14 protein-coding genes are annotated in these 15,184 nt (G+C 56.7%); 7 read left to right on the top strand and 7 right to left on the bottom strand.

Annotated elements, in window-relative coordinates:
* From RT018_RS11445 to rpsO, 6 genes are all read right to left on the bottom strand, one after another.
* Window positions 1-733 (bottom strand): 50S ribosomal protein L11 methyltransferase (locus tag RT018_RS11445; RefSeq protein WP_312942065.1); only part of this gene is annotated, 733 nt, incomplete at its 3' end.
* Window positions 734-816: 83 nt separating this feature from the next.
* A complete protein-coding gene (locus RT018_RS11440) occupies window positions 817-1,695 on the bottom strand; it encodes a DegV family protein (protein ID WP_312942063.1) in 879 nt (292 codons plus the stop codon).
* Entirely contained in the window at window positions 1,695-2,267 is a 573-nt protein-coding gene (locus RT018_RS11435) for a DUF1836 domain-containing protein (protein ID WP_312942060.1), read from the bottom strand. The genes RT018_RS11440 and RT018_RS11435 overlap by 1 nt, the downstream gene beginning before the upstream one ends.
* A 166-nt stretch (window positions 2,268-2,433) precedes the next feature.
* Complete coding sequence (gene mnmE, locus RT018_RS11430; RefSeq protein WP_312942058.1) at window positions 2,434-3,813, bottom strand: tRNA uridine-5-carboxymethylaminomethyl(34) synthesis GTPase MnmE; 1,380 nt, start codon at window positions 3,811-3,813, stop codon at window positions 2,434-2,436.
* Between the two features lie 80 nt (window positions 3,814-3,893).
* Complete coding sequence (locus RT018_RS11425) at window positions 3,894-6,044, bottom strand: polyribonucleotide nucleotidyltransferase (RefSeq protein ID WP_312942056.1); 2,151 nt, start codon at window positions 6,042-6,044, stop codon at window positions 3,894-3,896.
* 180 nt (window positions 6,045-6,224) lie between these two features.
* Window positions 6,225-6,491, bottom strand: a complete 267-nt coding sequence (gene rpsO, locus RT018_RS11420) for a 30S ribosomal protein S15 (RefSeq protein ID WP_312942054.1) — start codon at window positions 6,489-6,491, stop codon at window positions 6,225-6,227.
* Window positions 6,492-6,888: 397 nt separating this feature from the next.
* Here rpsO and RT018_RS11415 point away from each other — a divergent pair, with 397 nt between their 5' ends.
* The 7 genes from RT018_RS11415 (at window position 6,889) to ileS (ending at window position 14,920) form a co-directional block, all read left to right on the top strand.
* Window positions 6,889-7,251, top strand: a complete 363-nt coding sequence (locus RT018_RS11415; protein WP_312942051.1) for a GntR family transcriptional regulator — start codon at window positions 6,889-6,891, stop codon at window positions 7,249-7,251.
* On the top strand, window positions 7,248-8,144 hold the full coding sequence (locus RT018_RS11410) for an ABC transporter ATP-binding protein (RefSeq protein ID WP_312942048.1): 897 nt from the start codon (window positions 7,248-7,250) through the stop codon (window positions 8,142-8,144). The genes RT018_RS11415 and RT018_RS11410 overlap by 4 nt, the downstream gene beginning before the upstream one ends.
* Window positions 8,119-10,122 (top strand): hypothetical protein, encoded by a 2,004-nt coding sequence (locus RT018_RS11405; RefSeq protein WP_312942046.1) that lies wholly within the window; start codon window positions 8,119-8,121, stop codon window positions 10,120-10,122. Before RT018_RS11410 ends, RT018_RS11405 begins: the two co-directional genes overlap by 26 nt.
* A gap of 20 nt (window positions 10,123-10,142) precedes the next feature.
* On the top strand, window positions 10,143-10,817 hold the full coding sequence (locus RT018_RS11400) for a peptidoglycan recognition family protein (RefSeq protein ID WP_312942044.1): 675 nt from the start codon (window positions 10,143-10,145) through the stop codon (window positions 10,815-10,817).
* A 117-nt stretch (window positions 10,818-10,934) separates the two neighbouring features.
* Window positions 10,935-11,102 (top strand): hypothetical protein, encoded by a 168-nt coding sequence (locus RT018_RS11395; protein WP_312942043.1) that lies wholly within the window; start codon window positions 10,935-10,937, stop codon window positions 11,100-11,102.
* A gap of 458 nt (window positions 11,103-11,560) precedes the next feature.
* Window positions 11,561-12,010 carry a hypothetical protein gene (locus RT018_RS11390; RefSeq protein ID WP_312942040.1) on the top strand — a complete coding sequence of 150 codons (450 nt, stop codon included), beginning with the start codon at window positions 11,561-11,563 and terminating at the stop codon, window positions 12,008-12,010.
* Window positions 12,011-12,106: 96 nt separating this feature from the next.
* Window positions 12,107-14,920 carry an isoleucine--tRNA ligase gene (gene ileS / locus RT018_RS11385; protein WP_312942038.1) on the top strand — a complete coding sequence of 938 codons (2,814 nt, stop codon included), beginning with the start codon at window positions 12,107-12,109 and terminating at the stop codon, window positions 14,918-14,920.
* Between the two features lie 117 nt (window positions 14,921-15,037).
* Here the strand turns inward: ileS and RT018_RS15850 are convergent, their stop codons facing one another.
* Entirely contained in the window at window positions 15,038-15,133 is a 96-nt protein-coding gene (locus RT018_RS15850; protein WP_397360214.1) for a hypothetical protein, read from the bottom strand.
* Window positions 15,134-15,184 lie beyond the last annotated feature (51 nt).

Here is a 15,184-nt window from a genome sequence, read left to right as displayed (position 1 = left end):
AAACTAGGCATTCGTCTCCCAGCACGTCGCCGGAAAGAACGGTATACCGATCTCGGCCCACTCCGTTCAGCGCCGCGTTTTCATAGGCAACGTTGATGCAGTTTTCGTCAATGTCCACCGCCGTAGCAGAGGTGGCCCCCAGCTTCAGCGCCGCGATGGAAAGAATGCCGCTGCCGCAGCCCAAGTCCAGCACGGTATCGCCGGGTTTCACCACCTGCTCCAAGGCCTCAAGGCACAGACGGGTGGTGGCATGACTCCCGGTGCCGAAGGCAAGACCCGGGTCGAGGATGAGTGGCACCCGGTCCCCGGGATTCACGGTATCCTGTTCCCATTGAGGAATCACCAGCAGGCGCTGCCCGATGTTCAGGGGCTTATAATACTTTTGCCAGCCATAGGCCCAGTCCTCTTCCTTCAATGATTCCAGCGTCATCAAAAGCGTTCCGAAATCGGAATGGGTGCGCCTGAATTCCTCTAAAGCGATGCGCACCTCTCCCAGCCGGGCAAGGCCTGCCTCGTTCTCCTCTAGATAAAAGGTGATGCGGGACACGCCGGACTTTTTTTCCAAAAGGTCTTCGTCCACGTAATCCCAGCTCTGCCGGTTTTCCTTCAGAAACGTGTGAAATTCCGTCTCGTCTTCAATGACCACACCGTCGATGCCAAGACCTGAAAGGAACGCCTCCGTTGCTTCCAGACCCTGATGGTTTGTATCTATATGGATCTCCAGCCAGTTCATCAGGCTGCGCCTCCCGTTTTGTCGGCCTCGTCGGGCCGTATTTTCATTCGTTGATACAGAGGTCCGCTGAGACCCCCGGCCTCTCAGCGCTCCGTACCCAAGAAAAACAGAGCCACCACGCCGCAGCCCGTGTGGCTGCCGATGACGGGGCCTACGTAATTGATATGGATATTTTTTTCCGGCGTGCCAAGGCGGCGGGTGATTTCTTCTGCCACCAGCTTTGCGTCGTCATAGCAATCTCCATGGCTGATAAATATTGTCTGCTTGGCAGGGTCCACGGAAAGAAGCTCCATCTGGTCCACCAGGGCCGTCAAAGAAGCTTTGCGCCCCCGGGCCTTGCTGACGGGGATGAGATGCCCCTCGTTGTCCATGTGCATCACGGGCTTGATGGACAGCATTGTGCCGAACAGTGCGGTGGTCGCGCTGATGCGACCGCCCCGCTTCAAGTGGTTTAAGTCGTCCACCGTGAACCAGTGGCACACATGGTATTTTTCTTCCTCTGCATAGGTTAGCACTTCGTCAATGCTTTTTCCGGCCTTCTTAAGTCCGGCACAGAGCCAAACGAACAGTCCTTGTCCCAGTGAGGCGCACAGAGTGTCCACCACGTAAATCTTAGCCTCTGGAAACTCCGGACGCAGGTCTTCCGCCGCAATGGATGCGGACTGATGCGTGGTGGACAGGCCCGAGGAGAAGCTCAGGCATAAAATGTCCTTCCCCTGAGAGAGAATCTCTCGCATTTTTGTCTCAAAAGCGCCCACGTTGATGGCGGAGGTGGTGCCAGTCTCGCCTCTGCGTAACTTTTCAAAAAACTCCGGAAAGCCGAGTTCTCGTCCATCCAGATAGTTGTGATACTCTTTCTCGCCGAGGTGAAAGCTCAGGGGAAGAACCTCCAGCTCCAGCTCTGCCGCCATGTCGGCGGATAGGTCGCAGCTGCTGTCGGTCAAAATCACATAATCGCGCATTATTCCGCATCCTCCTCTTTCTTTTGCCGACTCCGCTTCTCACGGACCGGCTTTTCCTCCATCTCGCCCCGGCGGTGGCGCAACAGTGTCACATACCGGCGGCTGGCCGCCCCGGCGGCATAGCTTAAAAGAGCAAAGTGAATGGCCGAATCCGCCAGCTTTTCGGGGTTCTGGTGCTGGTCCATCTGCTCGGCGGTAAGCGCCATAGAGGAATCCAGACTGCGGCAGAAGGTGCGATAGCCTGCTTCCACGCTGCCGGAGTCCTTCAGCTCCTGATCCAGCAGAAGGCTCATGTCCTTGGCGGAAAAGACCTGCTTGAGCACGCAGATCACCGTAAGATAGGCCAGATGTTCCCGGCTATATTTCTTCCCATCGGCCCGGGGCAGCAGCCCGGCCTTAGTATAGTTGTTCACCATGGCGGCGGTCAGGCCGTCGTCCCCGTCAAAGCGCAGAACCTGCCGGTCCATATAGCTGAGCACCTGATCCATATACAGAGAAAAGTCGGGAAGCTGGTCCCAATCCACGGGGCGCTGCTCTCGCAAACGCGCCTGTAAGTGCGTCTGATCCTCCATTATGTGTCCCCCTCTCAAAATGGGCTTCATTTACAGAGAGAATACCACAATTATCTGGTTTTGTAAATCGTATTTTGCGGAAACCAATATTAGATAGTGCTGTTAAAACAGGCGCAAAACCGCCCGCCGCACCTGTCTTGCCAAGGCTTCCCAAAAGGCTGCCCGATCACTTGCCGACGCAGAACCGGGAGAAGATGGCCGATACGATGTCCTCTTTAGCAGTGCGGCCGGTCAGCTCCCCGATTGCACCCATGGCCTCCTCCGTGTCGGCCAGCACCACGTCCGGGGTCAGCCCCGTGCGCAGCGCGTCCAGCCCCCGGCAAAGAGCGGCCTGGGCCCGGCCCACCGCGTCTGCTTGCCGGGGGTCCGTTAAAAGCAGCCCAGCCTCCTCTGCCCCGGCGGGGAACAGGGCGGCGACGGCGGATTCCAACGTGTCCAGTCCCTGCCCGGTGACAGAGCTGAGGGAGATCATTCTCTCCGGCGGAATTGGAAACTCCCCGGGAAGATGCAAAACCTCTGCGCCGTCGCTTTGCAGATCTTGCTTGGTAAGGATTAAAAGCCAGTGGGGACAGCGGCTTGCCAGCGCCAAAATCGCGCCGTCTTCCTCCGTGAATTCCGCGGTCCCATCCAGCACGGCGAGGACCAGATCGGCCCCCTCCACGGCAGACTTAGACCGCTCCACCCCAAGCCGTTCCACCAGATCCTCTGTCTCCCGGATACCGGCGGTGTCAATCAAGCGCAGCAGCGCGCCGCCGCAGAGGACGGATTCCTCCACCGTGTCCCGCGTGGTTCCTGGTATGTCGGTGACAAGACACCGGTCAAAGCCTGCCAGCGCGTTCAAAAGTGAGGACTTTCCGGCGTTGGGCCGTCCGATAATGGCAGTGCGTACGCCGGATTTTAAAAGGCGGCCCCGGCTCCATGTGGAAAGCAAGCGGCCAAGGAGTTCCTCCGCTTCCCGAAGCGAGGTGGTCAGTCGCTCGGTGTCCAGATCCTCAATGTCCTCGTCGGGGTAATCCACCACGGCGTAGAATTGAGAGGCAACGGCGGTCAGGCTTTCATAAACGGCGGATAGGCTGCGGCCCAAAACTCCGCTTACCTGCATGGCGGCATTTCGGGCGGCGGCAGGGCTTTCCGCCTCGATGAGGTCAATAACGGCCTCTGCCTGGGTCAAATCCAGCTTGCCGTTTAAAAAGGCCCGCTGGGTAAACTCTCCGGGCCGAGCCTGCCGCGCACCGGCGGCAAACAGAGCCAGCAAAAGCTCCCCCATGGCCACGGGGGAGCCGTGACAATGAAGCTCGGCGGTGTCCTCGCCGGTGTAGCTGGCGGGGCCGGGAAAACGGACGGCCATGCCGCCGTCCAGCACGCGGCCGTTTGCATCCAGCATTCGGCCCATAAAGAGCTTGCGGGGTTCCAACTCAGAAAAAGTCTTCCGGCAGTCCGGATGAAATACCCGGCTCACCACCGCGTCCGTCTCGGGACCTGAAACGCGAATTACGCCGATGGCCACAGGGGATTTCCCTGTGGCGATGGCGGCAATGGTATCCATGGCGGCTCCTTTCCGTGCAGTGCACAAAAGCGACGGGGCGGAGCAGACGCTCCGCCCCGTATTTCAAAAGGGAAAGAAAGTTACTGAATGGGTTCGCCCTTGGCCTTCTTCTCCTCGATTTCCTTCATGGCGTCTCTGTGAGAGAGGTTCCAGCGGCCCTTCTCGTCAATTTCCATGAACTTGACCCACATCATGTCGCCCACCTTGCAGGCGTCCTCCACCTTCTCAATGCGGTGGTCTGCCAGCTTGGAGATGTGGCACAGGCCGTCCTTGCCGGGGGCAATCTCAATGAATGCGCCGAAGGTCATCAGCCGCACCACGCGACCGTAATACAGCTTGCCGACCTCGGGGACAAACACGATGTCGTTGATGCACTTTCTGGCGGCTTCGCCGGAGGTGGCATCCGCGGCGGCGATGAAAATGGAGCCGTCGTCGTTGATGTCGATTTTCGCGCCGGTGTCGGCCACGATCTTTTGAATTACGGAGCCGCCCTTGCCGATGACCTCGCGGATGCGGTCCGGATCAATGTGCATGGTGATCATCTTAGGGGCATAGCGGGAAACCTCAGACCGAGGAGCGTTGATGCAGGGCAGCATGACCTGATCCAAAATCTCGATGCGGGCGTCCCCGGTGATTTCCAACGCGTTTTTGATAATCTCCATGGTCAGGCCGTCGTTTTTCAAATCCATCTGAATGGCGGTGATGCCCTTCTTGGTGCCGGCCACCTTAAAGTCCATTTCGCCGTGGAAATCCTCCACGCCCTGAATGTCGATAAATGTGGTGAAGCCGCCGTTGTCGTCCTGAATCAGACCGCAGGAAATGCCTGCCACAGGAGCCTTAATGGGCACACCTGCGTCCATCAGCGCCAGAGTGGAGCCGCAAATAGAGCCCTGAGAGGTGGACCCGTTGGAAGAAACCACTTCGCTCACCACGCGGATGGCATAGGGGAATTCCTCCACAGAGGGAAGCACCGGCACCAGTGCCCGCTCGGCAAGCGCACCGTGGCCGATCTCGCGGCGGCCGGGGCTGCGGGCGGGCTTTGCCTCGCCAACGGAGTAGCCGGGGAAGTTGTAGTGGTGCATATAGCGCTTCTCCGTCTCCTCCCAAATGGTGTCCAGCTTCTGGTTGGCGGAAAGCGTGTCCAGCGTGCAGGCGGAAAGCACCTGCGTCTGGCCGCGGGTGAAGAGGCCGGAGCCGTGGACCCGGGGAAGAATGCCCACCTCCGCGTCCAGCGCGCGGATTTCGTTGCTCTTGCGGCCGTCAACCCGGTGGCCTTCCAGCAGCCAGGCCTTGACGATTTTCTTCTGGAACTTATAGGTGATCTCGCCCAGATACTGGTCCATGTTGGGGTATTCCTCAAGGAACAGGCCGTGCCACTTTTCAATGAGCTGGTTCCAGCGGGTTTCGCGGACGTTCTTGTCGTCGGTGTCCATGGCAGCCTTGGCGTCATCCATGGTGGCGGCAACAATTTTGTCAAACAGCTCCTGATTGAAGTCGGCGTGAGGATACTCGAACTTGGCCTTGCCGATTTCGCTCACCATCTGGTTGATCAGGGCGATCTGCTTCTGATTCTCTTCGTGGGCGGCGCGGATGGCCTCGTACATGGTGTCGTTGCTAACTTCGTTGGCGCCGGCCTCGATCATGACTACCTTTTTGCCGGTGGAAACCACGGTCACGTCCAAATCAGAAACCTTGTGATCCTCGGAGTTGGGGTTAAACACCAGCTTCCCGTCCACAAGGCCCACCTTCAGCGCGGCCACGGGGCCGTTCCACGGAATGTCGGAGATGGCCAAGGCGGCAGAAGTGCCGATAAGAGCGGCAATTTCGGGAGAGCAATCACGGTCCAGGCTCATGACCGTGCACATCACGGAGACATCGTTACGGAAATCGTGGGGGAACAGGGGGCGGATGGGACGGTCAATAACCCGGGAGGTCAAAACGCCCTTTTCGCCGGGGCGGCCCTCGCGCCGGTTGAAGGAGCCGGGAATGCGGCCCACAGAATACAGCTTTTCCTCAAAGTCCACGCTCAGGGGGAAGAAGTCGATTCCGTCCCGGGGACGGGCGGCGGCGGTGACGCAGCACAGCACGCGGGTGTCGCCATAGCCTACCATGACGGCGGCGTTGGCCAGCTCCGCCAGCTTGCCGACCTCCAGCGTAAGGGGGCGGCCCGCCAAGTCCATCTCGTACTTGCGGTAGCCGGGATATTGACGCTTAGTAATGATCGTTGACATGTTGCATTCTCCTTTTGGAACATTAAATTTTTCGCGTCATACCGGCCATTTAGCACTTGAAAATACGGCCTCGCAGGGACTCTTCCGGGGGCGCATTTTCAACTGCTAAAGGCGATTTTGGTGACGCAAAATCTATGAAAAGGGGGCGGTGCAGACAAACTACCCCGCCCACGCTTCATCTTACTTACGAATGCCGAGCTTTGCAATCAGGGCGCGATAACGCTCAACGTCCTTCTTCTGGAGATAATCCAGCAGATTGCGACGCTTACCGACCATCATAATGAGGCCGCGGTTGGAGTGCTTGTCCTGGGGGTTGGCCTTCATATGCTCGGTGAGGGTGTTGATCCGCTCCGTCAGAATGGCAATCTGAACTTCGGGAGAGCCGGTGTCCGAGGCGTGGGTGCGGTTTGCGTCGATAATCGCGGTTTTTTCTTCTTTGCGCAACATAATTGTTTCCACCTTTTTTAAAATTACCCACAAAACTGCGCATCGGGCCGGTGAAAGCCACGAAACGAAGCGCTGGGGTGCCGCATGTTTGCGTGCTTTTTCACTATATCATAAGGATTCCCGGTTGTAAAGATTCTTTTCATATTTCTGTCAATCATTTTTCCCCCAAAATACCGAAATTAAAACGTTTTGACTTCAATTTCCGATTCATATACACCTTCGCCCAGCTATAATAAAGATGGGGTGTATTTTTAATACGGTGAATTTTCTGCTTTTTTCAAACCAAAATGGCTTTAAAAATAACTTGACAGGAGAAATGGAACATGATATCTTAACTGTACTAATACGGATAATACAGTGGCGCCGGGCAACCGGCAGATAAAACGGAGGTGGAAAGATGATCAGCCTGAATTACCGGGATTCGAGGCCCATCTACGAGCAGATCAAAGACGAGCTGCGAAAGCTGATCGTCACCGGTGCGCTGGCGGCGGAGGAAAAGCTGCCGTCCGTGCGGGTGCTGGCAACCCAGCTTAGCATTAATCCCAACACGATTCAGCGGGCCTACAACGATCTGGAGACAGAGGGATATATCTATTCCGTGCCAGGAAAGGGCAGCTTTGCCGGGGAACGGGGAAGTGCCGACGCAGCCCGCCGAGAGCTGTTGAAAGAAAAGGCGCGCCAGCTTCTGCGGGAGCTGCGGGTGCTGGGTGTGACCCCGGCGGAGCTTGAGGCGCTGCTGAAGGAGGTAGAAAAGACATGATCGAAATTCAAAACGCTGTAAAAAAATTTGACGGCTTTGCGGCTCTGGACGGGATTACCCTGACGGTGCCCACCGGCGCGGTATACGGACTGGTGGGACCCAACGGGGCGGGCAAGTCCACGTTGCTGCGCTGTCTCAACGGTGTGTATCGCACGGATGAGGGTACGGTAAGTATTCAGGGGGAGTCCGTGTGGGAAAATCCGGCGCTGAAAGCGCGGATCGGCTCTATTCCCGATGACTGGCACTACTTTTTGCAGTCCAGCACGCAGGATATGATGAAGCTTTACCGGGGGATCTATCCTACGTTTTCCATGGAGCGATATCAAAAGCTGGGGGACGCATTTCCCATTGACCCCCGCAAAGCCATTCGGCACCTGTCCAAGGGAATGCAGAAGCAGGCGGCCTTCTGGCTGACCATGAGCTGCATGCCGGATTATCTTCTGTTGGATGAGCCGGTGGACGGTCTGGACCCGGTGATGCGCCGGCAGGTGTGGTCGCTTGTGCTGGACGATGTGGCGGAGCGGGGCACCACGGTGCTGGTTTCCAGCCACAATCTGCGCGAGCTGGAGGACGTATGCGATCATGTGGGCATCCTGGACCACGGAAAAGTGCTGCTGGAGCGGTCTTTGGAGCAGCTTCAGGACAACATGGTGAAGCTTCAGGTGGTGTTCCCTGAAGAAGTGACGGAGGTTCCCTCTGAAATTCCGGCGCTCCACGCCTCCCGCCTTGGGCGGATTCATACGTTGATTCTGCGGATGAACGCCAAGGCGGCGGAGGAGCTGCTGGGACAATATAGTCCTGTGTTGGTGGACGCTGTGCCTCTGACGCTGGAGGAAATTTTTATTTACGAGTTGGGAGGTGCGAACTATGCAGTCAAAGACATTGTCCTCTAAGGGACTGTTCAGCCCCGCCCTGTTTCGCAACGATCTGGTCCGGTTCTGGCCTCTTTGGGCGCTGTATCTGGTAATGTGGCTTTTGATGGTGCCGGCGTTCCAGTTTCTAGAGCTGTTTGGCCAAAACGCCTGGGTAAACACGGACCAGATGAAGTCTTATTCCATAAACCAGGTGGCGGATATGGCCACCAGCCCAGCGCTGGCCATGAGTGTGGTCTTCGGATGCTTGTTTGCGATGACGCTGTTTTCCTACCTCACCGGAACCAGATCCGTGGGGTTTGTCCACGCCTTGCCCACCCGGAGAGAGGGCCTCTTTGTGACCCACTATCTGGCAGGTGTGGCGGTATTTGTTGGAACGCATGCGCTCACCGCGCTGCTGACGGTCCTCATCTGGAGCGCTGCCGGAGTGACGGATCTGCGGGTCATTGGACTGTGGTTGCTGTATACCACGGGGCAGATGCTGTTCTTTTACAGCTTCGCAGTGCTTTGTGCGGCATTTGCGGGGCAGATGTTGGCCATTCCTATGTATTACGGGGTGTTTAACTGTCTGGCTTACGGGCTGACGAATTTGTTTTGGAATCTGTGCCAGATTATGCTGTACGGCTGGACGAACCCCGCCGATCCTGCGCTTATGGTCTGGCTCACGCCAATTTACAAGTTGTCCCAGCTAAGCTGGGACCGATGGGGTTATTCCCGCAACAGTGAAGAGTACTTGCGCTTTTTGCAAAGCAGACTTGGTACCATTGGAGTTTACACGCTGGTGGGCGTATGTATGACAATTGTGGCGCTGCTGATTTACAGACGTCGCCACAGTGAGTCCGCCGGGGATACCGTTGCCATAAGCTGGGCAAAACCTGTTTTCCGGTACGGCGTGGGCGTGTGCGCAAGCCTGAGCCTGGGACAGATTTTGTATATCATTTTGTGGGACGCGTTCGGCCGGACAGGGCAATCTCCTGTGTCGCTGGCGATTTGCATGGCTGTTTTGGGACTGGCGGGCTATTTTGCGGCGGAGATGCTGCTGCAAAAATCCTTCCACATTCTAAAACGAAGCTGGAAAGGGGGCGCAGTTCTGGTTGCCGTCCTGATTCTGGCGTGCGTGGCGCTTGAGCTGGATCTTCCGGGCGTTGAGCGGCGCGTTCCTACGGTAGAGGAGGTACAGTCGCTGGATTTCCAGCTTTATGGGCAGGACTCCATTTCTGGTGAAAGCAATGACCCAGAGACGATTGATCGCTTCCTGACGCTGCATCAAATGCTGGTGGAAGAGCGCCCCGCAAATAGCGAGTGGGACGAGGACGCACTCTACGGAAATATGCACTTGGACTATACACTGAAAAACGGCACGCATCTGCGCAGGAATTACAGCTTTACTATTGTGCCCTCGGACATTAAAGCCCATGCCGCTTTGACGGAGCAGCTGACAGAGCTTGCCCGGGACCCGGAGGTGTGGAAGGCGTATATGAACGAGCGCTTCGAGACCGGACGTCTCATGACGGTGGAAATGTATCTTGATGCGGAAGGTCGCACGCTGACTTTTGAGGGCGATACCGCCCGGGAAATTCTGGCGGCACTGAAAAAAGACATAGAGGCGGGCCATGCCGGGACCTATCTGTTTGATTCCAAGGGCTGGGATGCCAACACGTATTCCGATAATTTGTCGTTTTACTACCGTGCGCAGGACGACAACGGAAACTATTATAACAGCAGTTACTCCGAGAACGTGCAAATTTCCAAGGACTATACCTACCTTCTGGCAGCGCTCGAAAAATGTGGAGTGGATATCGACAATCTGAATACGTATCAAACGTATTACAATAATTATGACGGCGAGAACTACGCAAAAGAAGCGTACTACGAAGAGACGCACCCCCAGGAAATTCAGGCACTTCCGGTGCCTGATGAATTGACACCGGAGAGTGCATCCGGAGATGCGGTCATCATCGGCGGAGCCGACGGCCCCACGGCGATTTACGTGGGCTAAGGCGCGGGAGCGAAAAACATATGACGTACAGAGAAAAGAGAAGACGTATAAATCCACGATTTCTTGTGCTGTGCCTGGCGGCGGTCCTTGTGATCGCCGCCACCGGCATGTGGATTTGGGGGAAAATTCATGCCGGAGTATCGGCAGAGACGGTGGTACTGCCGGACTATGTGACGCAGGAATTTCTCACGGTGAATCCATGGTCCCGTCCCGGCACAGAACTGAAGCAGGTGAAGGGGATCGTCATCCACTACGTGGGCAATCCCGGCACCTCGGCCGAAGCCAATCGCAGCTATTTTGAGGGCCTTGAAGACGGACATCTGGAGATTTACGCCAGCGCCCACTTTGTTGTGGGGTTGGAAGGAGAGGTGCTTCAGTGCATCCCCCTGACGGAGTGGGCCTATGCGTCCAACACACGCAACGAGGATACCCTTTCCATCGAGGTCTGTCATCCTGACGAGACAGGAGAATTTCTCCCCGTAACCTATGACCGGGTGGCGGAGCTGACGGCGTTTTTGTGCAACGCGTTTGGCCTGACCTCCAAGGACGTTTTGCGCCACTACGACGTGTCAGGAAAGAACTGCCCCAAATATTACGTGGAAAACGAGAATGCGTGGCAGACCTTTTTGACTCAGGTGGACAGCGGCATAGCGGCGCTGGAAAAAGAACAAGCAGAAAAAGAGGCGCAAAGTTGAAACTTTTTCCCGCGGGGAACCGTCATATTAATCAAGAAGACGGTGGATTGGGAACTCCACCGGAAAACTGTGTGCGGGGCGGCAGAAGCCGCAGATAAGACGAAGGGAGTTTTCCGAATGGAAACCACAAGAAATGCCGGACTCTGGCGTGTATGGATAGACACCGTGAACCGTATTGTATCCTTTCACGAGGCGGAGGGCTTCCGGCCCATTGAATTTCGTAGTCGGGAGATGTTTTTGTCCTGCGTGGACGAGTATACGGGAAAGCATTACCGATACCAATGAAAAAGGAGCGCAAAGCGTTCCTTTTTGTGGGGGCTTGCTGCCTGCCAATTGCGGTTGGCAGGCCCTTTCACTATGTGCGGGGGAGAAGCAGGGCCGCCTTCCGGAGAATTTCCGACTTGACAAATCGGCGGCGGCAGGTATAATGGTGTTGAAAAATTGAATAGATGGCGTAGATAAGGACGAGTAAGACCTGACCTCTGCACAGAGAGCGGCCCGTTTTGGTGGAAGGGCTGACGACAGGCGGGACCTGAAAATCACCTTGGAGCCTCCTGCCGAAAGACGACGCGAGTAAGTGTGGACGTGTGACGACGTTATCCGTCGGCCTGTGAATGCAGGCTGTGAGCGGCTTTTTCCCGCAAGGGGAGAAGCAATGAGAGTGGTACCGCAGAAGTATGTTAAACGCTTCTGTCTCTTTAGGAGACAGGGCGTTTTTTATTTTTCCACAAGGGGGGAACGCGTTGCGCCGGAAAAAAGCAGTAGTCCTTGTGCTGGCGATGCTTGCCCTGTGCGCGGTGGGCGATGCCTTGGTCGGAAACCCCGCGGTTGCCCTTCGCAACGGTCAGGTAAAGGCGGCGCTTGCCGCGGTGGAGGACGGGCAAACGGTCGCGCTGAACGGGGCGATTCCGTTTGCGTGGGACCGTGTGTACACCATTGACCCTTACACCAGCAGAGAGAAAATTGCAGAAATAATTGGCTTTGACAGCCCCGCTATTAAGGAAAACAACTTCAACGAGGGCATGGTGCACCTGCTGTTTGTCAAGGATGGGAAGGTGACGGCCAGCATTCTGGGCCATGGAGAGACGTTGGGCTTTCGGATAGAATTTCCAACAGTGGTTACCTTTGAAGAAAAGGCCCCGTTTCTTGCGTCAAAAGAAGACGGTGTTGTAACGCTGACCTACGCAGGATGATTCCTGACGTTACCCGGTCAACCCCGCTGCGCCGTACAAGAATTAAAACAAAGGGCCAAAGCGCCCATCAATCAATTTGAGAGGAACTGAACACTTATGGACTATAACAAGACCATCAATCTGCCCAAGACCGACTTCCCCATGCGGGCGGGCCTGCCCAAACGGGAGCCGGAGATGCTCAAGCGCTGGGAGGACATGGATCTCTACAATGCGCTTTTGAAAAAGAACGAGGGTAAGCCTCTATTTAACCTTCACGACGGCCCTCCGTTCTCCAACGGCGATCTGCACATGGGCCACGCTCTGAACAAATCCATTAAGGACTTTATCACCCGGTCCTATGCCATGCGGGGCTACTATACCCCCTATATCCCCGGCTGGGATAACCACGGCATGCCCATCGAATCTGCCATTATTAAGAAGAACAAGCTGGACCGCAAGTCCATGTCCGTTCCCGAGTTCCGTTCTGCGTGCCACGACTTTGCCCAGCACTACGTTGACGTGCAAATGAAAGGCTTCAAGCGCATGGGTGTCATTGGGGATTGGGAGCATCCCTACAAGACCATGGACCCCCGCTTTGAAGCCGAAGAGGTCAAGGTTTTTGGTGAGATGTACAAAAATGGCCACATTTATAAAGGCCTTAAGCCTGTGTACTGGTGTCCTCACGATGAGACGGCGCTGGCTGAGGCGGAGATTGAATATCAGGACGATCCCTGTACCACTGTGTATGTGAAGTTCCCCATGTCCGATGACGGTGGAAAGCTGGGTAAGTTCGACCCCAGCAAGCTCTTCTTCGTCATCTGGACCACCACCATCTGGACGTTGCCTGGAAACCTCGCCATTGCCTTGCACCCCGAGGAGAACTACGCGTTGGCAAAGGCCCCCAACGGGGAGGTTTATATCATGGCCGAGGCGCTGGCGGAGAAGGTCATGAAGCTGGGCGGCTTTGAAGAGTACGAAATCGTGGAGACCCATCCCGGCGCGTTCTTTGAAAACATGCTGGCAAAGCACCCCTTCCTTGACAAGACCAGCCGGCTGCTTCTGGCGGACTATGTCACCATGGATTCCGGTACTGGCTGCGTCCATACCGCGCCCGGCTTTGGTGCGGACGACTATGACACTTGTCGCCGGTACGGCATGGATATGGTGGTGCCTGTGGACGATCAGGGCCGCCACACCGACTATGCCGGAAAGTACGCCGGAATGAAGACCGAGGAATCCAACCCCCTGATTCTGGCGGACATGAAGGAGAGCGGCGCACTGTTTGCCCGGGAGGATATCGTCCACAGCTATCCTCACTGCTGGCGCTGCAAGGGAGCCATTATCTTCCGTGCCACACCCCAGTGGTTCTGCTCGGTGGACTCCTTCAAGGAGGAGGCCTGCGCCGCCTGCGAGGACGTGCGCTGGGTGCCTGCGTGGGGCAAGGAGCGCATGAAGGCCATGATCCAGGAGCGCAACGATTGGTGTATTTCCCGCCAGCGTAAGTGGGGTCTGCCCATTCCGGTGGTATACTGTAAGCATTGCGGCAAGCCCGTTGTCACGGAGGAATCCATCGAGTCGATTGCGTCTGTTTTCGAAAAGGAAGGCTCCAACGCATGGTTTGCCAAAGACGCGGCGGAGCTGCTGCCCACCGGGTTTGCCTGCCCCCACTGCGGGGCTGTGGAGGGATTTGACAAGGAGGAGGACACCCTAGACGGATGGTTCGACTCCGGCTCCACCCACTTTGCCTCCATGCAGCGGGATCAGGGCTTCTGGCCTGCCACCGTCTATATGGAGGGGTTGGATCAATACCGCGGCTGGTTTCAGTCCTCTTTGCTGACCGCCGTGGGCGCGTTTGGCAAGGGCGCGCCGTTCAAGGAGTGCGTCACCCATGGCTGGACCGTGGATGAGCAGGGGAAGGCCATGCACAAATCCGCAGGCAACGGCATGGACCCCGCTGAGATTTTTGAACAGTATGGCGCAGACCTATTGCGCCTGTGGGCGGCTTCGGCAGACTATCACTCCGATGTGAGCGGCTCGGATAGAATCTTCAAGCAGCTCAGCCAAAATTACTTGAAATTCCGCAACACCGCCAGGTACTGCCTTGGCAATCTAGACGGATTCAATCCTGACGATTTGGTTCCCGCTGATCAGATGGAGGAGCTGGACCGCTGGGCAATCACCCGGCTCAACGCGCTGACCGAGAAGTGCCTGAAGGCCTATGACGACTACGAATTTTTTGTTGTAACTCATGCCGTCAACGACTTCTGCGTGCTGGAGCTGTCCAACTTCTATCTGGACATCATCAAGGACCGTTTGTATTGCGAGGAAGAAGACGGCAAGCGCCGCCGCAGTGCCCAGACCGCCCTGTTCCTGATTCTGGACACCATGACGAAACTGATGGCTCCGGTTCTGGTCTTTACCTGCGACGAAATCTGGCAGGCCATGACTCACCGGGCCGGGGACGACGGGCGCAATGTGCTGCTCAATGAGATGAACAAACCTTTTGCTGACTATGCGCTGGGCGAAAAGGCCATGGAGCGCTGGGAGACGGTTGTACGCCTGCGGGACGACGTGAACGCGGTTTTGGAAACCGCCCGTGCCGACAAGAAAATCGGCAAGGCGCTGGAGGCACATGTCTCCCTCCACGCGGACGACGACGCGGCGGCGCAGGCGCTGATGGCGACTGTGGGTGTGAGCCTTGCCGAGGTGTTCATCGTCTCGGATTGCAACATCACCACCGCGGAGCCTTCTGCGGAAGCCACCGTGGGCAAGGGAACGAATTTCCCGGGCCTAACCGTAGAGGTGGGCAGAGCCCCTGGCGCCAAGTGCGAGCGATGCTGGATGCAATCTGCCAAGGTGGGGGAGAATCCCGATCACCCCACTCTCTGCCCCCGCTGCGCAGAAGTGGTTTCCAAGCTTCCTGGGTTTTAAGACGAAAAGCTGGTAAAGAATACCGCGCCGGAGGAACTTCCTCCGGCGCGGTTGTTTGCATTTATTTGCTTTTTCAATGGAGCGCTTCTGCACAAGTTGCGGCATGAGGGCGTGGACTTAATTCTCCTCCGCTTCAGCCGCTATGGCGGCGCTGTAGAGCTCGTTCCGGGAAAGACCGGTGGCCTCGGCCACCTGCCGCACGGCGTCCTTCATCCGCAGGCCCCGGCTTTTCAGCTCCAACACCTGACGAACGCCCTCCTCCGG

Source organism: Oscillibacter sp. (assembly GCF_032060045.1).
Taxonomy (GTDB): domain Bacteria; phylum Bacillota; class Clostridia; order Oscillospirales; family Oscillospiraceae; genus Oscillibacter.
The sequence above is the reverse complement of the archived record's forward strand: the minus strand, read 5'-3'. Positions and strand labels throughout refer to the sequence as shown.